The following is a 21,625-nucleotide window of genomic DNA, read 5'->3' as shown; positions in this document are numbered from 1 at the left end:
TAACAGGAGAAAAAGGAATTAAGCAGCCGACTTGCGCAGGGGCGAGGTCGGCCAGTTGAGCAGGCTCTGGAAGATCACGCTTCCATCGGTGCTGCCGAGGAAGGGATCACAGGCGCGCTCGGGGTGGGGCATGAGTCCGAAGACATTGCGGCCCTCGTTGCAGATGCCTGCGATGTTTTCCTTGGAGCCGTTCGGGTTCGAGGCCTCGTTGACCTGACCCTGGGCGTCGCAGTAGCGCACGAGCACACGGCCCTCGGCGTTGAGGCGCTGGAGCGTCTCGTCGTCGGCAAAGTAGCAGCCTTCGCCGTGAGCCACGGGGACGTTGAGCACCGCGCCCTTGGCGGAGGCGTTGGTAAAGGGGGTATCCGTCTGCTCCACGCGGAGAAACACGTGCTTGCAGAGGAAGTGCAGGTCGCGGTTGCGCACCAGCGCGCCCGGCAGGAGGCCGGATTCGCAGAGGATCTGGAAGCCGTTGCAGATACCGATGACCAGCCCGCCCGCAGCGGCGAATTCCTTCACCGTCTTCATGATGGGCGAGAAGCGCGCGATCGAGCCCGTGCGCAGGTAATCGCCGTAGGAGAAGCCTCCCGGCACCACCACCACGTCAGCCCCGCCGAGCGAGGTGTCTTTGTGCCACACGTAGTCGGCCTCGGTCCCGGGAAAGGTCGAGAGGGCGTGGATGCAGTCCTGGTCGCAGTTCGACCCCGGGAAGCGGAGGACGGCGAACTTCATCGGACGATCTCGAGGGCGTAGTCCTCGATCACAGGGTTCGAGAGGAGGTCGCGGGCGATTTCATGCAGCTTTTCCTCGTTGGGCTCGCCTGGCAGCTCGATCTCGATCGACTTGCCGACGCGCACGCGGCCGACGCTTTCGAGGCCGAGGTGCTTCATCGCTTCCGCTGTCGCCGCGCCTTGGGGATCAAGCACGGAGGGTTTGGGCATTACGGTGACAATGGCTTTCATTCGCCGCTCAAGATTTCGTTTCCGCGCCCGTGCGACAAGCGGATTTCGCTAGAGTTTTCTCCGACCCCGTCCGGGTCGCAGGAATCCGAATCCCACCACCGCCACCGTCGCCATGAGGCAGAGCATGGCAAAAACATCGCCGTATCGGGCATAAAACGTCGGTTTCGGGCTTTTCGGGGCCTGCACCGGCACGGAGAAGAACCCCTCGAAGTTCGTCTTTCCCTGGTCGGTCGCCAGCATCTGGTCGACGCGACCGAAGCGGTCGATGCTGCACGTCACTCCGGTATTGGCCGCGCGCACCATGGGGATTTTATTCTCCGCGCAGCGGAAGAGCGCCTGTCGCAGATGCTGGAGCGACCCCACGCTGTCGAGGAACCACCCGTCATTCGTCACTGTAACAAACATCTGCGCTCCGCGCAGGACGAAGTGCCGGGCCAGATCGCCCAGCGTGTCTTCAAAGCAAATCAATGGGCCGATCTTTACCGGCTTGCTGGAGAGCTTCATCACCGTGTAGTCGCGCCCAAAGTCAAAGTCATCTGGCACGAGGTTGCCGACGATCATGGCAAATAGCGGAAAGCTTTGCCGCATAGGAACATATTCTCCGAACGGAACGAGGTGAATCTTATGATAGAGCTGCGCCTTCTTTGCATGCTCGGTCAGCATGACGGCCGAGTTGAAGTCGCCCTCGGGGCCAAAATACACCGTGCCCGTGAGAAAATCCGCCGTGGTCCCCTCCGCCAGTTTGCGCACCGCGTCCCAGGTCGACTGGTCCTGGAAGAGTGGACGGGGCGTCGCCGCCTCGGGCCACACCAGCAGGTCGGGACGCAAGGCGAGCGCCTTCTCGCTCATGTCGAGGTGCAGCTTGAGGATGCGGTCCTCGTGCGCCGGGTCGCGCTTTTCGAGGATCGGCACATTGGCCTGCACTGCGGCCACCGTGACGGTTTCCGACTCCGGGGCCGGGGCGAAGAGCTGCCTTGCACCATAGCCGAAAGCCAGCGCCACCAGCGCGATGGCCAGGGTCAGGTCGTAATGGGGACGCACTTTCTTGCGAGCGATCTCGACCTGGAGCCGCTTCGCCGTGATGGCGAGCATTGCATTGACCAGTACGAGGAGGAAGGATAGCCCCGCCACGCCAGTGATGTCGCAGATCTGGATGATGGCGAGATTGTTATGTAGAGTAATCCCGAGGGAGTTCCACCCAAAGCCCGTGAAAATGATCCCCCTCAGCCACTCGAGCGACGTCCAGGCTGCAGCTGCGAGCGCCGCCGTGCCAAAGTTCCGCAGACTTTTGCGCCATGCGCTACCCTCGGGACCGAAATTCTCCACCTTGACCCGCGCTACCAGCCCGACGAAAAGCGCCCAGAGCGCCGGGTAGATCGCCAGATACGCCGCCAGGGCAAGCCACCCGGCCACCGTCACAGTCGTGAGCCATTGCAGGCTGCCGACGAAATACCCAAGGCCGACGATGTACCCGAGGAGGAAAAGCCGCAGCGGCTCGCGCTTCGTCCAGGGCTGGGAGAACCAGATCGCCCACAGCACCGGGGCGAGCGCCACCCAGGTTAGTCCGTCAAAGTCGGCGGGAGGGAAGCTGAGGGCCAGCAGGATTCCGGACAGGACGGCGCAAAGCCAGGGCGCGTAGTTCTTCATCAGCAAGGCCGACAACAAACACCACACCGCACCCGCCGCCAAGTCTCATCGCGCGCCCGGCGCGGAGGGATCGATCGTGACTCGGCAATTCGTGCCTGCGGGCAGGTTCTTTTCGATGAAGCTTAGCACGACCCAGGCGCCATTCACCGCCTCCACCTTCGCGGAGGTTTGGGTCTCGTCGGTTCGCACCATGGCTTTCATGCCAGGCTTGATCCCGGCGGTGGAATCGAAGCGCGCGAGGACCTGGCCGTTTGCCTCCACCAGCGCCTGGCGGCTCGAGACGGGTTCCGTGTGTGGGAGGGAATGCGTTAATATCCACCCGAGCGCACAAGCGACGATCAGGGCGGCGGCGACCGCGATTCCGGTGAAGAGGGTTTTTTTCGTGCCACTCATCGGGATTTCCTCATTATCGCCCGCCTATGAGCGAGGGAAAGGACAATACCGCCCTGGCGCGGAATATCGGGCTCTTTGCGCTGATCATCTACGGCGTCGGCGATATGATCGGCGCCGGTATCTATGGCACCATCGGCGTCGCGGCGGGAAAGATGGGCAACGCTGTCTGGCTGGCTTTCGTATTTTCCATGATCGCGGCGCTCTTTACGGGCCTGTCCTATGCTTCCCTCGCTTCCCGGCACCCTCGTGCCGCCGGAGCGGCCTATGTCACTGAGCGGGCGTTTGGCTGGGAGTTTCTTTCCTACGTGGTTGGCCTGGCTGTTGTTTTCTCGGGCCTCACCTCCATGGCGGCCGGCAGTCGGGTTTTTGCGCAGTATCTTCAGCCGCTTGTCGGTCTGCCGCCACTCTGGCTGCTCTTCCTCGGCTTCATCGGGCTGCTTACGCTGGTGAACTTTATCGGCATCCGCGAATGCGTGTGGGTCAACATCGTCTGCACCTTTGTCGAGGTCGGCGGGTTGCTTTTTGTCATCTGGGTCAGCCTGCCGTATTTCGGCTCGGTCGATTACCTGGAGGTTCCCGCTTCCGCCGGGGCGATTTCGCCGGGTCTTGTCCTCTCGGGCGCGGTATTGACCTTTTACGCCTTTGTCGGCTTTGAGGATTTGCTGAACCTTTCGGAGGAAGTCAAAAACCCCCAGCGAAACATGCCCTGGGGCATCGTCGGCGCGGTGGCCTGCGTCACGGTAGTCTATATCCTGGTCAGCATCGCGGCGGTTTCCGTGGTTCCGTATTCCCGCCTCGGCGATCTGAGCCTCGGAGCTCCGCTCGCCCAGATCACTGCCGTGGCCGCTCCGTGGCTGCCAAAGAATACCTACACCTTCATCACCCTGTTCGCTGTGGCCAATACCGCGTTGATGAATTTCATCATGGGGTCCCGTCTCATGTACGGCATGGCAAAGCAGGGCCTCCTGCCCTCCGCTCTCGGCACCGTGCACAAATCCCGCCGCACTCCGTATGTCTCAATCCTCGTGCTGGCGCTCATGGTTTCCTGTCTCGCCTTCGCGGGGGACATCAAGGATCTTGCTTCCGCCACATCACTCCTCCTGCTCCTGGTTTTCGCCCTCATGAACGCCTCGCTCATCGTGCTGAAGCTCCGCAAGGGCGAGCAGCCCGGGAAGTTTGAGATTCCGCTCTTCATACCCATCCTCGGCTGCATCGTGTGCTTTGTCCTCATCGGCTCGCGCCTCGCCTCTGCCGGGGCCGACCCAAAAGCGCCCCTCATTGCCCTTGTCCTTATCGTCCTGATCAGCATTTTGTACTTCATCATGCGCCCCGACCGCTCGAAGTTGGTCGGTATGGACTGAGGCGGAGCGAAACCGTTTGCAATTCCCCCTCGCTTCGAGGCATTGTCACTCGTTCGGATTTCAGAAAAATGCGCATCTCTTCCCCTCTGGCCATACTGGCGGTCTTTTCCGTCGCGCAGAGCCTCATCGCTCAAGCTCCCTCTCCCGCCCCGGCGCCTCCCAAGGCGCTGATTCGTAACGGCGGCTTCGAACTTTCCCGCACTCGCGAAGACCTCTGGGACGGCGTGGATGCCGCCGGCTTCCTCGCCGGGGATCGTGAGCAGGTGCCGGTCCTTATGACCAGCGGCACTGTGGCGGACAGCAGCATGCCGGTTTCCGTCCAGGTCGCCGACATGAATGGCGACAGCCTCCCCGACATCGTGACCATGGACCCGACCGGGTACATGCGCATCTATTTCAACCAGGGCACCAAGACAGAACCAAAGTTCACCACCGCCGAGATCGTCCCGATTTTTCTCACGCGCAGCTGGATTCCCTCGCCGGATCGCCGGGGCGGCGTACTGCCTCCCACCGTGCGCCTCGCTCCCCGCTTTGCCCTGTATGACAGCCAGCGCTCGGGCAAGAACGACCTCTATATCGGCAACTACTGGGGTGAAGTCCTCTTCCTGAAAAACGATGGTTCCGGCGCGAAGCCTGACTTTCGCCAGCCCTCCGATATCAACAAGATCGTCGTCCCGACTGCCAAGGGATCGAATACGAAGTGGGGCAACGTCTTTTCGCCCGCCGTATGGGATTGGAACCGCGATGGCAAGGAGGACCTCCTCCTCGGAGAAGGCTCCTACTCCGCCAATAATATCCATCTCCTGATCAACTCCGGCTCGCCCGCCCGTCCGGTCTTTGAGGAGACCAACCGCACCGTTATCGCCTTTGGCGACGGACGTGAGCAGCTCTCTCCCACCGTGGTGGATTACAATGGCGACGGCCTGCCCGATCTCCTCGTCACTGAGCGTACGGGCAAAATCGCCCTCCACCTGAATGACGGCAAGCCGTGGAAACCCGGTGTGGAGCTTCCGTTCACGTCGTTCCTCTCCGCTGGTGGCTCGACTGGTACCCCGATCTCTCTCGGTGGCATCTCGACCATCACTACAGGCGATCTCAACGGCGACGGTCTGTTCGACATCGTCGTGGGCAAGACCAATGGTCGCGTGGCTGTCATTTACAACACCGGCACCAAGACCGAGCCGAAGTGGGGCCAGCCCGTCGAACTCAAGGGCGACGCCGGCACCAAACCCTTCCGCCTCCCCAGCGGCTGGGATATCAGCTACGGCCTCGAACGCGGAAACTTTTACGGCTACATGAACGTCGTCACCGCTGCCGACGATCCGGACGCCAATCCGCCGGAAGGCAAGGCCTGCCTCAAGGTCGGTTATGTGCCGAGCCCCAACAAGGTCATGGCCCCACCGGCTGCGAATTCGTACTCCGGCTCCCTCGATCCAAAGGTTGAGCACAAGAAAGCTGATCCCGCGGGTGAGGACAGGGCGGTCGAGGTCATGCGTGTCATGCCGGCGAATACCTTTCTGCTTCGCGTCTACGGTGTGCCGCTCAAGGTGGAAAAATCCTACACGATTTCCTTCAAGGTCAAAGGCAGCGGCTTGAGTGGGGGGCAGGTCATGGCCGCCTGGAACATCACCCGCAAGCTGAGCGATGATCGCAAGATCGAAGGTGGCAGTCGTGGCGATGTGAAGATCATCCGCAACGTGCTCGAGGAATCCGGCAGCATAGAGGCGCCCTTTAGCGCTGGTCCGGCCTGGGCCGATGTCAGCAAGGACTTCCGCCTCTCGGTGAAGGACCGCAAGCTCAATGATCCCACCACCCAGTCTAGCGGGGCCATCGAGATCATGTTCACCCTCTCTCCGGGTGCTGGCACGGTGTACTTCGACGACTTCAAGCTGACCGAGAAATAGGATGGGGATTTCGACGGCCTTCGTGCTTGGGGCGGGGCTGGGGACCCGTCTCCGCCCGCTCACCGAGGATCGACCGAAGCCGCTCGTTCCCATCTTTCACAAACCGCTCGTCACTTTCGCCTTCGATCACCTCAGGGCGTTTGGCGTTTCGCGGTTCATCGTCAATACCCACCACCGGGCCGAGGCCTACTCGACCCTGCTCGGCGAAAGCGGGGGAGCCGCGGAGTACGCGGGCTGCCGTGTCGCCTTCCGCCACGAGCCGGTCCTGCTCGACACCGGCGGCGGCATCAAGAACATCCAGGACCTTGTCGGCGACGAGCCCTTCCTCGTTTTCAATGGCGACGTCCTCGCCGATCTCGCCATCGACCGACTCATCGCCTCGCATATCCGCAGCGGCAATATCGCCACCATCGGCCTCCGCTCCCACGGCGGCCCGCTCCACGTGCAGTGGAATCCCGACACCGGCCTCATGGCCGACGTGCGCAATCAGCTCGGCCTCGGCGCGAATCTCCCGTCGTTCCTTTTCACCGGCGTCTACGTCCTCTCGCCCGCGATCTTCGACCACATCCCGGCGGGGGAGATCACCTCGATCATTCCCATCCTGCTCGGCCTCATCCGCGCCGGAACCCCCATCGGCGGCGTGATCCTCGACGAGGGCACGTGGTTCGACCTCGGCACGCGCGAATCCTATCTGGAGTGCCACCGTCGTATCGCCGCAGGCGACCTCGCGCTGACCTACCCGCTCGACCGCCCCTGGCCGGAGCCCATCCACCCCTCCGTCCGCCTGCCCGTCGATGTGACGTTGAAAGGCTTCGTCGCCATCGGGGAGGGGGCCAAGGTGGGCGCGGGAGCCGAACTTCATGACACCGTCCTCTGGGAAGGCGCGGAAATCGCCCCCGGGGCTCGCTTGGAATCTTGCATTGTCCGGGACCATCGCCATGCTGGCGGGGATCGGCGCAACGCCGACTTTTAAGCAATGTTGCCGCACTCTGTCATCAACCAGACCTTTGAGCGCTTCCCGGATTTCTCCACCGAGGACTTCGAGGTCAGCCCGTTGGAAAAGGGCGGGTCGGATCGCAAATTTTACCGCATCCAGGCCGCCGGGCAGCATTCGATGATCGTGGTGAAGTACTCCAGCCAGAAGGAGGAAAACCGCCACTACGTCGACATCGCGCAGTTCCTCGCCGCCGCCGGTGTGCGCGTGCCGAAGATCTATTTTCACGACCCGGAGGAGGGCCTCATCTGGATGCAGGACCTCGGCCATGACGATCTCTGGGCCTACCGCGCGGAGCCATGGGAAATCCGCCGCCCGCTCTACGAGGCTGCGCTCACCGAGGTGGCCCGCATGCACACCTCCGCCACCCGCCGCATCGAGGGCGCAGGCATCCGGTTGGAGCGGGAATTCAGCGAACAGCTTTACCTGTGGGAGCAGGGATACTTTTTCGAGCACTGCCTCGGGGCGCACTTCGGCCTCGATGCCGCCACGGTTCAACGCTACGCCACGCTGCCCGCGCTCACCGGCATCGCCGACCATCTCGCGCACCTGCCGCGCGTGCTCGTGCACCGCGATTTCCAGTCGCAGAATATCCTCATCCACCAGGGCGCGGCGTGGCTCATTGATTTCCAGGGCATGCGCCCCGGCCTGCCGCAGTACGACGTGGCCTCGCTCCTTTACGATCCCTACGTCACGCTCTCCGGCAGCGAACGCGACCACCTCCTCGCCTACTACCAGCAGGCCGCCCGCCGCGAGGGGCTGGAGATCGCGCCCGACTTCGAGCAGGTCTATCACGAGTGCGCCCTCCAGCGGCTCATGCAGGCGCTCGGAGCCTACGGATTCCTCGGCCTCCACAAGGGCCGCGCCGATTTCCTCGCCCACATCCCCGCCGCCCGCCGATCCCTTCGCGAGGTGGCCGCCCGCCTCGACGGGCTCGACCCTTTCGTAAAACTCCTCGACTCCCTGCCATGAAGCTGAGCGAAGCCGACACCGTCGTCATCGACCATATCACCCCGCAACTGGAAGGCGGCCGCTACGCCGTCAAGCGCATCTCCGGCCAGGACCTCGTCGTCGAGGCCGACATCCTCAAGGAAGGCCACGACCTCGTCACCGCCGTCCTGAAGTGGCGTCCCAAAGGCGACGCCGCCTGGCGCGAGACGCCCATGACGCTCGGGCAGAATGACCGCTGGACCGGCACGCTCTCCGTCGGCCAGATCGGGGCGTGGGAATACACCGTCGAAGCCTGGGGCGACACCTTCCGCTCGTGGCAGGACGAGGTGCGCAAGAAATTCAACGGCGGCCTCCGCGACCTGAAGAGCGAGGCGCTCGAGGGCGCCAGCCTCGTCAGCAAAGCCGCCGCCCGCGCCGGGAAATCGCCCGATGCGAAGCGCTTGAAAGCCTTCGCCTCCCAGCTCCAGCAGGCCGACGCCGAGGCGCTCAGCACCATTTCCGCCAGCCTCGAGCTCACCGCGCTCATGATCGCGTGGACCGACCGCTCGCTCTCCACCACCCACGCCCCGCTCCCGCTCTGGGTCGACCGCGAGCGCGCCGCCTACGCCGCGTGGTACGAGTTCTTCCCGCGTAGCGCCGAGGGCAAGGCCGACAGCGGCTCCACCTTCCGCGACTGCCTGCCGCGTATTGACGATGCCAAGGCCATGGGCTTCGACGTCATCTACTTCCCGCCCATCCACCCGATCGGCGAGACGAACCGCAAGGGCCGCAACAACTCGCTCCACGCCGAGCCCGGCGAACCCGGAGTCCCCTACGCCATCGGCAACCACCGCCACGGCGTCAACGGCGGCGGCCACAAGGACGTCGCCCCCGAGCTGGGCACCCTCGAGGATTTGTCCTGGCTCATCGGCGAGGTGAAAAAGCGCGGCATGGAGATCGCCATCGACTTCGCGATCAACTGCTCGCCCGACCATCCCTATGTCGAGAGCCACCCCGAGTGGTTCTTCAAGCGTCCCGACGGCACCATCAAGTACGCCGAGAACCCGCCGAAGAAATACGAGGACGTTTACCCGCTGAATTTCCACAACGACAACTGGCAGGCCCTCTGGCAGGAGATGCGCGACGTCATCGCCTTCTGGTGCGAGATCGGCATCCGCACCTTCCGCGTGGACAATCCCCACACGAAGCCCGTCTCCTTCTGGGAGTACCTCATTGGCGACATCCACGAGACCTACCCCGACGCCATCTTCCTCAGCGAGGCCTTCACCCGGCCCAAGATGATGCAGGTCCTCGCCAAGGTCGGCTTCACCCAGAGCTACACCTACTTCACCTGGCGCAATACGAAGTGGGAGCTCACCGAGTACCTCACCGAGCTTACGCAGACGGAGATGAAGGACTACTTCCGGGGCAACTTCTTTACCAACACCCCCGACATCCTCCCCGAGTATCTCCAGCGCAGCGGACGCCCCGGCTTCCTCATTCGCGCCTTCCTCGCCGCCACGCTCTCGCCCGTTTACGGCATCTACAGCGGATTCGAGCTCTGCGAAAACGCCCCCATTCCGGGCAAGGAGGAGTACATCGACTCCGAGAAATACCAGTTCAAGGGCCGCGACTGGAACGCCCCCGGCAACATCAAGGACTACGTCACCCGGCTCAACGCCATCCGCCGCGACAACCGCGCCCTCCAGGAATACGCCAACCTGCGCTTCCACCCCGCCGACAACGACAACATCCTCTTCTACAGCAAGAAGACCGTCGCCGGGGACAACGCCCTCCTCTTCATCGTCACCGTCGACCCCTACAACCCGCAGACCGCCTTCGTGCACGTCCCGCTGGAGGAGCTAGGCATCGGCGACCGCGAGACCTATCAGGTCGAGGACCTGCTCACCGGCGAACGCTTCACCTGGACCGGTTCCCGCAACTTCGTCTCCCTCAACCCCCACACCCGCCCCGCCCACATCTTCCGAGTCCGCCGCTGGGCCGGTCGCGAAGGGGGTAGGGATGTGTATTTGTAAGAGAGTTCGAGTATAGTCCTCGCCATGAAAACGAAGTGGACAGAAGCCGAATGGCTCGCCACTCGCGCCCGGCGACGGCGTGTGACCAATTTGATTTCGCCCGACGAGTGCGGGCGCAAGACCTCACGGAACGACGCCGAGTTGCGGGAAGCCTTTCAGGGCTGGCGCAACCTCCCCTTTGCGTCCCTTGAATAGCTGAAGCGTGTCCTCATAAGTGGAGACAAGGCGGAGCGGGGAATTCTCTGAGACGATAAGGCTCGGAGATTAGGCGTTGGGCCTACGAGGAAGCGGTAAATGCAGATAAGGGCTGCCAAAAAGCCGTTCGCGCTGACCCTTTGATCTTTTTTGATTAATGACGCCTGACCTACTGTGCTCCGCTACAGGGATGTCGGGTTTCCTGCCTGTGCTCATTGATCACAGCGCATGCCTGGAGCGGGAGGGGTTTCTATCTGACTACGCGTTTGGCAAATCCTAGAAACACCCGGGAAAGGTATATTCCTATACCTAGCGGTCTGTAGAAGGGCCGTGATGCCGCGCGAGCGAAATAGTATTGGTACTTCAGATTCGTGTTGGAACGAACTCCAAAAAAATACTCTCTCCAATCCGAAAGCTTTTTCCGAACCGTGTGATTGATTTGGGCTGTATCCTTATCATTAGTCTGCACCTGAGCATCGTAGGCGATCCAGAGGCTTATTCCTTGATGGGCGAGACGCAGGGGAAATTCGCAGTCTCCACACTGTTTGAAATGGATGTCATCAAACATCCCGTATTTCCTAAAAATCCACGCCGGATAGAGAACCCCTCTGCCTGTTTGGTAGACCGTGGGTTCCACATGTCCTGACGAGAACTCCGCAATCGATCGTCCCGCGTTGGGAAAAGAGAACTTCATCGTCCACGGATTTAAATTCGTGCCTCCATTGCGGATGGTCTTACCGTCGCGAGAATCCAGCGTGATCGCTCCGATAACAGAATTTTTTCCTTTTGCGTTTTGTGTTGAGGTTAGAACCCGCAGGAGGTTGGGCGGGAATACCAAGTCATTGTTCAAAAGCAGAATATAGTCGTCATCCGAAGCCGTTTCCATCGCGAGGCGTATGCCATCGTTGGTTGCCCCGGTCCACCAGCGGTCTCCTACAGTTCGAATGATTCTAGTGGTCGGATATTTCTCGGCAACAAGGTCCGAGGTGCCATCGGTTGAGGCATCGTCGACAAGAATTGATTCAAAATTCCGATAATCTTGTTTTTCCAAACAAGCCAAGCAGCCCAATGTCAACTCAAGACGATTATAAACAGGGATTACAACATATACTTTAGCTGCATTGCGCGTTGTGTCGTTTGTCATGTCACAGGGTGCTAAAAACGATTCACTATCGAAGAGTCGGATTTTTCAGAAGCGATTTGATCATAAATCCACGCATATGTTTTTTCCATTCCCTCGCGTAAAGAAATCGATGGTTCCCAGTCGAGAAGTTCCTTGATAAGCGTATTGTCGCTGCTTCGGCCCCGAACACCCTTCGGCTTGTCCAACTGGTAATTATGCTTCAGCTTCACGCCGGCAATATCCTCCACGATCGCAACGAGTTGATTGATGGATACCATCTCTGCGCTTCCGAGGTTGAGGGGTTGGCGGATTTGGCTGTCCATGATCGCTCGAGTTCCGAAAATGCAATCGTCTATATATTGAAAGCTACGGGTTTGTAATCCATCCCCCCAAATGTCGATCTCTAGTTTTCCGGAGCGAAGTGCTGTGATCACTTTTCGGCAAATAGCAGCAGGAGCTTTCTCTCGTCCTCCATCATAAGTGCCGTTTGGGCCATAGACGTTATGGTAGCGAGCCACCCGAGTTTCGATGCCGAAATCTTCCATGAAGTGACGGCACATCCTTTCACTGAAGAGCTTTTCCCAACCGTAGCCGTCCTCGGGATCAGCCGGATAAGCATCCGTTTCCTTCAATCCTGGATTGCTTGTTTCCGTTTGCTTGTATCCTGCATAGACGCAGGCAGAAGAGGCGTAAAAGAAGCGGGGGACACCGCATATTTGAGCGGCTTGGAGAAGGTGAGTGTTGATGAGGACGCTAAGCATGCACTTTCCTTTATTTAGCTCGATAAACCCCATTCCTCCCATGTCGGCTGCAAGGTTGTATATCTCGTCGCAACCATTGGCTGCTTGAATACAGGCTTCCTTCTCCTCGAGATTCAATGTCAGGTTTTCTGCTTCTCCATAACGTTGGTACCACTGCCATTGGGGCTTCCTGTCAACTGCACGCACCTGAAATCCTGCTTTTAGTAAATTGCATACCAGATGACCTCCGATAAATCCGCCTGCACCGGCGACCAATACTCTTACATTTTTCCGAAACATCTAGCTATTCTAGAAGCCATCCTGCGCTGAGAATGTCCAGTAATAAACAGAATTTAGGCTCGGATTATGCCTTGGAACTAGGGGCTGTCTTCGTTGCGGGTGATATGCATGGATTGTTTTCTTTTTTTCTTGGTTGGCTTCGTAGCTCAACTAGCCGGGCCAGCTTGAGATTATACGCTCGGGCGTAGGATTCGGCAGTCGCTTGGAGTTGGAGGTCCCTGGAGTTCTGGATGACATCCGAGGTGCCTTCGATGACGTGGTATTTGTACGTATGGGAAAACTTCGGAAAGAAGTCATCAACCCCGGGGACGGTCAGGGCATAGCCCTGCACGGCGAGGAAGTGCACTTTGCCGTTCTGAAAGTCCTTCTCGGCGTCGAGCGCGCCATCCCGTTTTTCATAGGTGGCGAGCTGAGCGACTGCTGAGGAGGGCGCAAGGGCTTCGGCGTGTTTGGGTGTGGTACAGGCGGAAATCGATGCGGCGAGAATAAGGTATCCGATTCCCGCAATCTTGGCGCAATCCATGAGGTCTAAGCTTTGTTTGCTTGTAGACTCTATGGAAGAGAAAACCAAGGATAGGACATGGCTTGTCTCGCGGTGGCGAGTGACTCTCGGTCAGACGCCGGGTTTGGAGGGGTCAGACCCCACGGCTCCAGATATCACCTCGCCATTAGCGCAAACACGCCCCAGCCGAGATACTCGCGCGTGTAGGTGGCATAACGCACGGGTTCCGAGGTCAGCTTGGCGCGCACCTCGTGCGCAAGCTCATCGTCGGGATTGGCGGCAAGCCAGTGGCGTATGGTGAGCCATTTGGCCGCCTCGTATCGGTCCCAACCGTCCTGATCGGCGAGAACCATCTCGACGACGTCGTAGCCCAGGCGGCCAAAGGAGGCGAGGAGGTCTGGGAGCAGGAGGAAGTCGGAGAGGGAATGGGCGAGGCATCCCTTGGCGACGTCGTCCGAGGGCGGAAGCTGCCGCCAAAAGGGTTCTCCGATGAGGATGATGCCGCCGTCACGCAAGCTCCGCGTCAGCAGCTCGATGGTGCCGTCGACTCCCCCGCCGATCCAGGTGGCTCCGACACAGGCGGCCACGCAGACCTTTTCCTCGGAGACATAGCCTGCGGCATCTCGATGGAGGAAGGCGACCCGGTCCGCGACGCCGAGTTCCTCAGCGCGACGCCTTGCCTGTGCGGTGAACACCGGACTCATGTCGATTCCGACCCCGGTGATTCCATGATCGCGCGCCCAGGTGCACAGCATCTCCCCCGAGCCGCTGCCGAGGTCGAGTACGTGCGCTCCGGGTTTGAGCCGCAACGCAGCGCCGAGAGTGGCGAGCTTTTCGGGGGTGATCGGGTTATGAATGCGGTGCGCGCTCTCCATGATGTTGAAGATGCGCGGGATGTCTACGGGAGGGGCGGGATCGGATGACATTGAGGTAAAAAAAGCAAAAGCGGGGTATTGGCGGGGTGCTGATCTACGCTCCCGCCAGCAGCCTTTCCGTCAGATGGTTTAGAAAGCCGTCGAGGTCCTTCCACCGCAGGGCGACGCGGGCGGGGTAGGGGGCGGCATCGTCGCGGATGGTGTAGCCGTCGTCGGTGATGTCGAAGCGGATCGCCTCCGTCTCGACCAGATCCTCGGCATAGGCGAGGTACACGGCCACGCAATCGAAGAGAATGGTCGAGCGGGTGGCGAAGTAGTCGCAATGCATCCAGCCCACGAGCGGGGCAAAGATGCAGTAGTTCTCGATCACGGCGCGCAGGACGGGGTCGCTCGTGGCGCACCAGATGCGGTGGTAATTCTCGCCGGTGAGCACGGCGGCGTTGCAGGTATCGAGGGGCGTGATCAGCACGTCCTGCCAGTCGGCGGCAAGCACGGTGCGCAGGGCGGCGGGGTCCATGCGCACGTTGGTTTCATTGCTCGCGGGCAGGCCGCCGGAGTAGCCGACATCGAAGCTTCCAAACATGCCGACCAGCCTGCACCGGGCCGCGATGTGCGGGGCGCGGGTCACCGCCGCCGCGAGATTCCCGGACGGCGCGATGGCGATGATCGTCACCGGCTCCGTGCTTTCCTCGATGATCCGGATGAGGCGGCCCACGCCGTCCTCCGCGATCTCGCCGCCATAGGAGGCCAGGTCGTAGCCCCTGATCCACGGGTCCTGATTGCGCCCGTCCGTCATGGGATGGGAATTCACCCCCAGGCCGATCGGGATGTCCGTCCTGCCCGCCACCTCGAGAAATCGCGCCGTGATCGTCGCGCGATAAACCGCATCGCCCGTCGCGGTGAGGATGAGTTTGAGGTCGAGTTCCGGGCAGCGCAGGAGTTGCGCCAGCGCCCACGTATCATCGATATCCGTGCCGATATCGGTATCCAGAATGACAGGAATGGCCATGCGGGGAGAGAGTAAACCGGCAGGCTATTCCCGCCGCCCGACCGCAGCAAGGAGCGAACGCGGAACCCTCATTCGGACAATGGACCGGAGAAGGCAGCCTCCTCGAAATCGGCAGCCGTTGCACGCTCCGGAAGATTCCGCGCCTCGTAGGCGGCCCGTCGCGTTCGTTTCTCGTTTCCTATTAAGGAAAGGAAACGAGAAACGAACGGAGGGAGCGACGGCCAGTGGTTGGACGAGCTTGAGCGAGCTTTTCGCCGATCGGAGGCTGTGAGCCAGTATCACCGGTGACACTGGCGTCTTCTCCAAGGGAGTCGTGTTTGTCTTCGGAACTACCTCGAATGCGAGTGGCTGTCTCAAAAGCATCCCGGCCAGTCGATGTAGGGATTGCGCCTTTTCCCATGGCGAGGCTTTCTTGGTTCCTTCGCAGGCGGAGCCTGGTGGCGCTCCTTCTCGGGCTTTGTGGAGGCGGGCAGGGGGCCGTTGGGAGCGCTGCACGGGGAGTGATCGGTGTTTTTGTTCATCCCCTCCGGCATGATGTCAAATGAGGCGTTCATACCGCTGGCTGCGCTGTCAACTTGGGCGCTATGCGGCGGAATTCCATGGAGGTTGTTAGGCGGTGTCATGCGATGGCAGGAGCATTGCCAATGGTGCTGCCAAGGCGCTACGGGGTCGGTGTGCAGTAGGTACCTACTCGCACTTTTGGTGGCGCAACGGCGTCCTCGGCTCAACAGGAGCCTTTTTGAGAAAGTCTTGAAGCGGGGACCACTCGAGGTGCGGCAGCGGTTTTTCCTCTCGCTAACTTTTGCAAAGTTTTTCCGCTGACAGATCTCCCCATGGATGTGCGGTTGGGTCCGCTGGAATGACGCGCTTCATCGCGGGCGGCCCTCCCGGTTTTCGTTCGTTTCTCGTTTCCTCTCCTTAAGAGGAAACGAGAAACGAACGAGAGGGCCTCGGGGAGGCGAGGGATTCGGGAAAGCCACAGCCAGTCGGGGCTGGGGGTGGAGCGGGGTGGGCGACTCGGGAGTGGACGCACTGCTTTGAGGGGGGCGCTGGGTCGTTCGTCGATCTACATGGAAATCGGGAGCGAGGACCGCGTAAATGGTTGGAACGCAAGCCGGTCGGTTCGCCCTTCTCAGGGCCGGGCCTGCTTGTCCTACTTCGTTTCTCGTTTCCTCTCCCTAGTAGGAAACGAGGAAACGAAGGGAAGCGGCACCGGCGGCGCGGCTGGATGGACGGACTTTGCCGCAAAGTCGGCGGCAGCCGGGCGTGATTACGCCTTTTTGGGAAAAAACCCACCGCTCCAGAGACGAAGCGGGGAAGGGGGCAGCGGAGTGGCTGGCCCCTGAGGCTTGGAAGAGAAGGAAAGCGACTTACGCGCTCGGGGCGGTCTCGGCGTCGCCCGGTGTGGCGTTCTTCAACTCGTCGGTGCGAAGAAGGACGCGCTGACGCATGATCTTGCCGGACTTGAACTTAACCGTAGCCCGGGCCGGGATCGTCACGTCGTGTTCAGGCTTGTGCGGATTGCGGCCCACGCGCGATTTCGTCAGACGAACTTCGAAGACCCCAAAGTTGCGAAGCTCCACGTCCTGGCCGTTGGCGAGGGCGTCCGTGATGTAGTCCAGGGTTTTCTGGATCACATCAAAGACATCCTGTTGAACAAGCCCGGTTTCCTTGCTGATCCTGATGACCAGATCCCTTTTCGTGAGGTTTGCCATTGCGTCCTGATGTTCTGCCTTGGCTTAGTACACGGAAATCCCTGCAACCGCAAGCTTTGCAATCAAATAGCTCGCCGTCCGGTCTCGGTAACCGCGGTTTCTATGGCAGGCAGAACCCCCGCCCAGACCTCGTTTAGGCGAGCGACGGGGTCGTTCATTCGCTGCGTCCAGTTCGTGTCTCCGGCAGATCCGGGGACGTTGTACTGCTCGTCCGTGCCGAGCAGGTCGGTGATCATGTGGACGGCCAGCCAGGAGTTGGAGGCGAAGAGACCTTTTACGAAAATCTGGTGGATTTCCTCGGTGTAGGGCTGTGGGAGCTTGATATCCGGGTGCCCGCAGAAGTCCATGAGCTCCCACATCGAGTGAATGGCCGCGTCGCGGGTCTTTTGGTCCTCGCTCAGGGCGTCGGTGTAGAGCGCGGTCCAGTGTTTCTTCACCGGCGGGTGGTCGTGGGTGGCAAAGGTGGCGAGGCTCAGGCGGGGATACTGCGAACCCTTGATCAGCCGGTCCCAATCGCGCTCCCATTGGGGAATCTTGAAACCCGGCACCTCGAGCTTGGCGAGGGTGGGGCGTACGTAAGGCGCGACCTCGCCGAGGTCCTCGGCGATGAGCAGGTGTTCGCCCATTTCCTCGATGAAGACCTTGAGGATCATCTCGCCATGCAGGCGGTTAAACTCGCGGTTTTCCTCCGTCGAGTCGTCGCGGTCGACGAAACACGGCAGCGGCCCTTGCGTGATTTCGGCCGCCTGTTCGGGCGTGAGGTCGATGAACTTCGCATTCTCCTCCGGCCGCCACGGGAAGCTGTAGATGCGGAAAAACCCGAGCGCATGGTCGACGCGCATGAGGTGGAAGAATTCCTTCAGCAGCCGCAGCCGACGCCGCCACCAGGAGAAGTTGTCGCGCGACATGCGCTCCCAGGCGTAGAGCGGGAAGCCCCAGTTTTGCCCCCACTGCTCGGTGAACGGGTCGGATTTGAAGACCTTCTCCGGCGGAGCGCCGCTGGATCGCACGAGGTCAAAGATCTCCGGTTCGCGCCATACATCGGCGCTGAAGAGGCTCACGCCAACCGGCACGTCGCCGATGAGGGCCACGCCCGCAGCCTCGGCATGCTGGCGCACGGCGAGCCACTGGTCGTAGGCGATCCATTGGATGAAGGCGTAGTATTTCCGGCTCAGGTCGAGCTTCTTGCGCGTGGCGGAGTCGAGCTTGTCCGCCCAGGCTTGCGCGGCGATCGGGCTGCGGTGCTCCGCCGGCCACTCGGTGACGAGTTCGGTGCGGTTCCAGGCCACGAGGGCGCGGTGAAAGCTGTAATCGACCAGCCAGTCGGCATTCTGCTTCTGGAAGTCCTGGAAGGCTTTGGCCCGCTTCTTGTCGGGCTTGGCCTGAAAGTTGGCAAAGGCGGCCTGGAGCAGTTCGTTTTTGAGCGTTTTTACGGGTCCGTACTGCACCCGGCCTTCCTGCAGGGCGCGGACGTTGTGGTCGCTGAGGACCTTGTTGTAACTCACCTCGTCCAGCTCGGGGATGACCCGCGGCGTGGTGGCGATGGTCGAGGGCTCGAGGGCAAAGGCGCTCAGCAGGTTATAGGGGCTGGAGTCGTTGCCGGTTTCGTTCACCGGGAGCACCTGCACCGCGCCAAACCCGTGGCTGGCCGCCCAGGTCACAAACTCCTTCAGCGCTTCCGTATCTCCGATGCCGAGGTCTTCGCTGCCCCGCAGGGCGAACACAGGAGCGAGAATTCCGGCCAGTTTTTTCTCTGGATTGAGTTCGAGCACAGCAAGCAATTACCGGGCGGTTGCAGTCATGACAATTCCAATGGTGAACAACTCCATTCGGCCCCATTCCCGCGCCCGGATGCCTGCTGCGAGGAGCGACGACCAGAATTCTCGTTTTACATTTTTGCCGTTCGGCTATTGATTACCGTTCCGCCCGATCCCATGTTTAACTGGATTATCAAGAAAATCGTTGGTTCGAAGAACCAGCGCGAATTGCGCCGCATGCAGCCCATTGTCCGGCGCATCAATGAAATCGAGCAGGGGCTGGCCGGCCTTTCCGACGACGAACTGCGCGCGAAGACTCGCGCCTGGCAGGAGGAACTCAAGGGAATCCAAGACCTTACTGCCGTAAAGGCGCGTCTCGACGAGATCCTGCCCGAGGCCTTTGCCTTGGTAAAGCACGCGGCCCGTCGCCTCACGGAGCGCAAGCATCAGTTTACCGTCTGCGACCAGCCCGTGACCTGGGCGATGATCCATTTTGACGTGCAGTTGATTGGCGGCATGGTTCTGCACAGCGGCCGCATCTCGGAAATGGCCACCGGCGAAGGCAAGACGCTCGTCGCCACTGCCCCGATGTATCTCAACGCCCTGGCTGGACGCGGTGCGCACCTTGTCACGGTCAACGACTACCTCTCCCGCCGCGACGCGGAGTGGATGGGGCAGCTCTACGGTTTCCTCGGTCTCACCACCGGCATCATCCAGCACGACCAGCCGCCGGAGATCCGCCGCGCCCAGTACGAGGCCGACATCACGTACGGCACGAATGCCGAGTTTGGCTTCGATTACCTCCGCGACAACGGCATGGCCACGAGCCGCGACCAGCAGGTCCAGCGCGGGTACTTCTTTGCCATCGTCGACGAAGTGGACTCCATCCTCATCGACGAAGCCCGCACGCCGCTCATCATCAGCGGTCCGTCCACCGTTTCGACCCACCAGTACGACCGCTTCAAGCCCCTCGTCGAGCAGCTCGTGCGCAAGCAGAACCTGCTCTGCAACCGCCTCGCCACCGACGCGAAGGAACTCTACGACGCGGGCAAGCGGGACGAGGCCGGACGCGCGATGTTCAAGCTCAAGCTCGGCCAGCCGCGCAGCAAGGCGCTCGCCCGCATGATGGAGGATACCGACATGCGTCGCCTCATCGACAAGGCGGAGCTGGAGTTCTACAAGGACACCGAGGGCAAGGCCGCCCTGGTCGCCCTCAAGGAAGAGCTGTACTTCACCATCGAGGAGCGCCAGCACGATGCCGACCTCACCCAGCTCGGGCGCGATTTTCTCAATCCCGACGACCCGGACGCCTTTGTCCTGCCCGACCTCCTCACGGAATTCGCCGACATCGATAATGACGCGAAGCTCTCCGGCCCCGAGAAGGTGCAGAAGAAGGCCCAGCGCCAGCAGTATTGCGACAACCAGGCCGAGCGCATTCATAACATCTCCCAGCTCCTCAAGGCCTACTGCCTCTATGAGCGTGATGTGGAGTATGTCGTGGAGGAAAACAAGGTCGTCATCGTCGACACCTACACCGGCCGCAAGATGCCGGGCCGCCGCTGGAGCGACGGTCTCCACCAGGCCGTCGAGGCCAAGGAGGGCGTGCAGATCGACCGCGAGACCCAGACGCTCGCCACGATCACGATTCAGAACTACTTCCGCCTTTACGCCCGCCTGTCCGGCATGACCGGTACGGCCGAGACGGAGGCCAACGAATTTCACGACATCTACGGTCTCGACGTGAACGTGATCCCGACCAACCGGCCGGTGAAGCGCATCGACGAGAACGACCGCATCTACAAGACGCGCCGCGAGAAGTACAACGCCGTCATCGACGCCATCAAGGGCGCGCATGCCAAGGGCCAGCCGGTACTGGTCGGTACGGCCAGCGTCGAGTCCAGCGAACTCCTCGGCCGCATGCTCAAGCGCGAGAAGATCCCGCACACCGTGCTGAATGCGAAGTACCACATGCAGGAGGCCGAGATCGTCTCCCGCGCCGGTCTCAAGGGCGCCGTGACCATCTCGACCAACATGGCCGGCCGCGGTACCGACATCAAACTCGGCGAAGGCGTCAATGAAGCCGGTGGTCTTTATGTGATCGGCACCGAGCGCCACGAGTCGCGCCGCATTGACCGCCAGCTGCGCGGTCGTTGCGCCCGCCAGGGCGATCCCGGCATGTCGCGGTTCTACGTTTCGTTTGAAGACGACCTCATGCGCAACTTCGGCGCGGCGGACCGCATGACGAAGATCATGGAGACCTTCGGCCTCAAGGAGGGCGAGGAGCTGGAGCACCCATGGCTGAACAAGAGCGTCGAGACCGCGCAGAAGCGCGTCGAGCAGCGCAACTACATGATCCGCCGCCGCACGCTGGAGTTTGACGACGTCATGAACCAGCAGCGCGAGGTGGTCTACGGCTATCGCCAGGAGGTGATGGATTCCGAGACCCCGCGCGACCTGATCTTTGAGGTCATCAGTGAAATCGTGCCCAAGAAGGTGGCCGATTTCCTCGGCGACACCGAGGGCGAGGAGCCTGACAACGTCGGCCTGCTCAACTGGGTCAACACGACCTTCCCGCTCGGCCTCAGCGCCGAGAAGGCCGCGCTGGAATCGCGTTCCGTCGAGGAGAATGGCCAGTGGCTCGTCGGCGTCATCAAGGACGCCTATGAGAAAAAGGCCTCCATGGAGCACCCCGAGGCGCTCAAGGGACTCGAGCGCTACATCATCCTCAACGCCGTCGATCGTCTCTGGCAGGAACACCTTTACGCCATGGATGGCCTCCGCGAGGCGGTCTACCTCCGCGCCTTCGCGCAGAAGGACCCGCTCGTCGAGTACAAGAACGAGGCGTTTGCGATGTTCAGCGAGTTGATGGACAACATCAAGGGCGAGGTGCTCACCAACCTCTTCCGCAGCACGACGAATCTCCAGGCCTTTGAGATGCTCCTGCGCAGCCTGCCGCAAAATCTGCTCCAGGCCGACGTACCCGGGCTCACCGACCCGGCCGAGCCGCGCCCGCCACAGCAGGCCGCCGCCCCGGCGCCCGCTCAGGCGGCTCCCGCGCCGCCGCAGCACATCGAACTCGCCATCAAACGCGAACTGCCCAAGGCTGGCCGCAACGACCCATGCCCCTGCGGCAGCGGGAAGAAGTACAAGAACTGCTGCGGCCGCACCGCGTAGTTCTCCGG

The 21,625-nt window shown here is 61.2% G+C and carries 19 protein-coding genes; 7 read left to right on the top strand and 12 right to left on the bottom strand.

The features are described 5' to 3' along the window. Positions 1–18 precede the first annotated feature (18 nt). From purQ to TSACC_RS14340, 4 genes are read right to left on the bottom strand one after another with little or no spacing between them, the layout of a single operon-like run. Positions 19–732, bottom strand: a complete 714-nt coding sequence (gene purQ / locus TSACC_RS14355; protein WP_075079933.1) for a phosphoribosylformylglycinamidine synthase subunit PurQ — start codon at positions 730–732, stop codon at positions 19–21. Continuing rightward, complete coding sequence (gene purS / locus TSACC_RS14350; RefSeq protein ID WP_075079932.1) at positions 729–962, bottom strand: phosphoribosylformylglycinamidine synthase subunit PurS; 234 nt, start codon at positions 960–962, stop codon at positions 729–731. Before purS ends, purQ begins: the two co-directional genes overlap by 4 nt. 48 nt (positions 963–1,010) lie before the next feature. Continuing rightward, complete coding sequence (gene lnt / locus TSACC_RS14345; protein ID WP_153811438.1) at positions 1,011–2,609, bottom strand: apolipoprotein N-acyltransferase; 1,599 nt, start codon at positions 2,607–2,609, stop codon at positions 1,011–1,013. A 45-nt stretch (positions 2,610–2,654) separates the two neighbouring features. Continuing rightward, positions 2,655–3,002: a hypothetical protein gene (locus tag TSACC_RS14340; protein ID WP_075079930.1), complete on the bottom strand. Its 348-nt coding sequence runs from the start codon at positions 3,000–3,002 to the stop codon at positions 2,655–2,657. A gap of 26 nt (positions 3,003–3,028) precedes the next feature. Here TSACC_RS14340 and TSACC_RS14335 point away from each other — a divergent pair, with 26 nt between their 5' ends. The 6 genes from TSACC_RS14335 (at position 3,029) to TSACC_RS21885 (ending at position 10,422) form a co-directional block, all read left to right on the top strand. Continuing rightward, a complete protein-coding gene (locus TSACC_RS14335; protein ID WP_075079929.1) occupies positions 3,029–4,363 on the top strand; it encodes an APC family permease in 1,335 nt (444 codons plus the stop codon). A gap of 68 nt (positions 4,364–4,431) precedes the next feature. Then, entirely contained in the window at positions 4,432–6,267 is a 1,836-nt protein-coding gene (locus tag TSACC_RS14330; protein ID WP_075079928.1) for an FG-GAP repeat domain-containing protein, read from the top strand. Between the two features lies 1 nt (position 6,268). Continuing rightward, complete coding sequence (locus tag TSACC_RS14325; RefSeq protein WP_075079927.1) at positions 6,269–7,240, top strand: nucleotidyltransferase family protein; 972 nt, start codon at positions 6,269–6,271, stop codon at positions 7,238–7,240. A 3-nt stretch (positions 7,241–7,243) separates the two neighbouring features. Continuing rightward, the gene (locus tag TSACC_RS14320; RefSeq protein ID WP_075079926.1) at positions 7,244–8,233 is read left to right on the top strand and encodes an aminoglycoside phosphotransferase family protein; all 990 of its coding nucleotides are present in this window, start codon (positions 7,244–7,246) and stop codon (positions 8,231–8,233) included. Further along, entirely contained in the window at positions 8,230–10,227 is a 1,998-nt protein-coding gene (locus TSACC_RS14315) for an alpha-1,4-glucan--maltose-1-phosphate maltosyltransferase (RefSeq protein WP_075079925.1), read from the top strand. Before TSACC_RS14320 ends, TSACC_RS14315 begins: the two co-directional genes overlap by 4 nt. Positions 10,228–10,251: 24 nt before the next feature. Next, positions 10,252–10,422 carry a hypothetical protein gene (locus TSACC_RS21885; RefSeq protein WP_153811437.1) on the top strand — a complete coding sequence of 57 codons (171 nt, stop codon included), beginning with the start codon at positions 10,252–10,254 and terminating at the stop codon, positions 10,420–10,422. A 250-nt stretch (positions 10,423–10,672) separates the two neighbouring features. On the opposite strand, the gene TSACC_RS14310 is transcribed toward TSACC_RS21885, so the two are convergent. The 8 genes from TSACC_RS14310 to TSACC_RS14275 all read right to left on the bottom strand — a co-directional run bounded on the left by TSACC_RS14310 (position 10,673) and on the right by TSACC_RS14275 (position 18,410). Continuing rightward, positions 10,673–11,566, bottom strand: a complete 894-nt coding sequence (locus TSACC_RS14310) for a glycosyltransferase family 2 protein (protein ID WP_075079924.1) — start codon at positions 11,564–11,566, stop codon at positions 10,673–10,675. Positions 11,567–11,577: 11 nt separating this feature from the next. Then, complete coding sequence (locus tag TSACC_RS14305; RefSeq protein ID WP_075079923.1) at positions 11,578–12,585, bottom strand: NAD-dependent epimerase/dehydratase family protein; 1,008 nt, start codon at positions 12,583–12,585, stop codon at positions 11,578–11,580. 64 nt (positions 12,586–12,649) lie between these two features. After that, positions 12,650–13,108: a hypothetical protein gene (locus TSACC_RS14300; RefSeq protein WP_075079922.1), complete on the bottom strand. Its 459-nt coding sequence runs from the start codon at positions 13,106–13,108 to the stop codon at positions 12,650–12,652. Positions 13,109–13,242: 134 nt separating this feature from the next. Further along, positions 13,243–14,013, bottom strand: a complete 771-nt coding sequence (locus TSACC_RS14295) for an SAM-dependent methyltransferase (protein WP_075079921.1) — start codon at positions 14,011–14,013, stop codon at positions 13,243–13,245. Positions 14,014–14,056: 43 nt separating this feature from the next. Next, on the bottom strand, positions 14,057–14,971 hold the full coding sequence (locus tag TSACC_RS14290) for a nucleoside hydrolase (protein WP_075079920.1): 915 nt from the start codon (positions 14,969–14,971) through the stop codon (positions 14,057–14,059). Positions 14,972–15,324: 353 nt separating this feature from the next. After that, the gene (locus tag TSACC_RS14285; protein WP_075079919.1) at positions 15,325–15,525 is read right to left on the bottom strand and encodes a hypothetical protein; all 201 of its coding nucleotides are present in this window, start codon (positions 15,523–15,525) and stop codon (positions 15,325–15,327) included. 816 nt (positions 15,526–16,341) lie between these two features. Continuing rightward, positions 16,342–16,686 (bottom strand): HU family DNA-binding protein, encoded by a 345-nt coding sequence (locus tag TSACC_RS14280; protein WP_075079918.1) that lies wholly within the window; start codon positions 16,684–16,686, stop codon positions 16,342–16,344. Positions 16,687–16,748: 62 nt separating this feature from the next. After that, a complete protein-coding gene (locus TSACC_RS14275; protein WP_169809650.1) occupies positions 16,749–18,410 on the bottom strand; it encodes a 4-alpha-glucanotransferase in 1,662 nt (553 codons plus the stop codon). A 210-nt stretch (positions 18,411–18,620) separates the two neighbouring features. Here TSACC_RS14275 and secA point away from each other — a divergent pair, with 210 nt between their 5' ends. Then, positions 18,621–21,617 (top strand): preprotein translocase subunit SecA, encoded by a 2,997-nt coding sequence (gene secA, locus TSACC_RS14270; RefSeq protein WP_075079916.1) that lies wholly within the window; start codon positions 18,621–18,623, stop codon positions 21,615–21,617. Positions 21,618–21,625 lie beyond the last annotated feature (8 nt).

This window comes from Terrimicrobium sacchariphilum, from assembly GCF_001613545.1.
Taxonomy (GTDB): domain Bacteria; phylum Verrucomicrobiota; class Verrucomicrobiia; order Chthoniobacterales; family Terrimicrobiaceae; genus Terrimicrobium; species Terrimicrobium sacchariphilum.
Note: the sequence above shows the minus strand (reverse complement) of the source record. Positions and strands in the feature narration are given on the sequence as shown.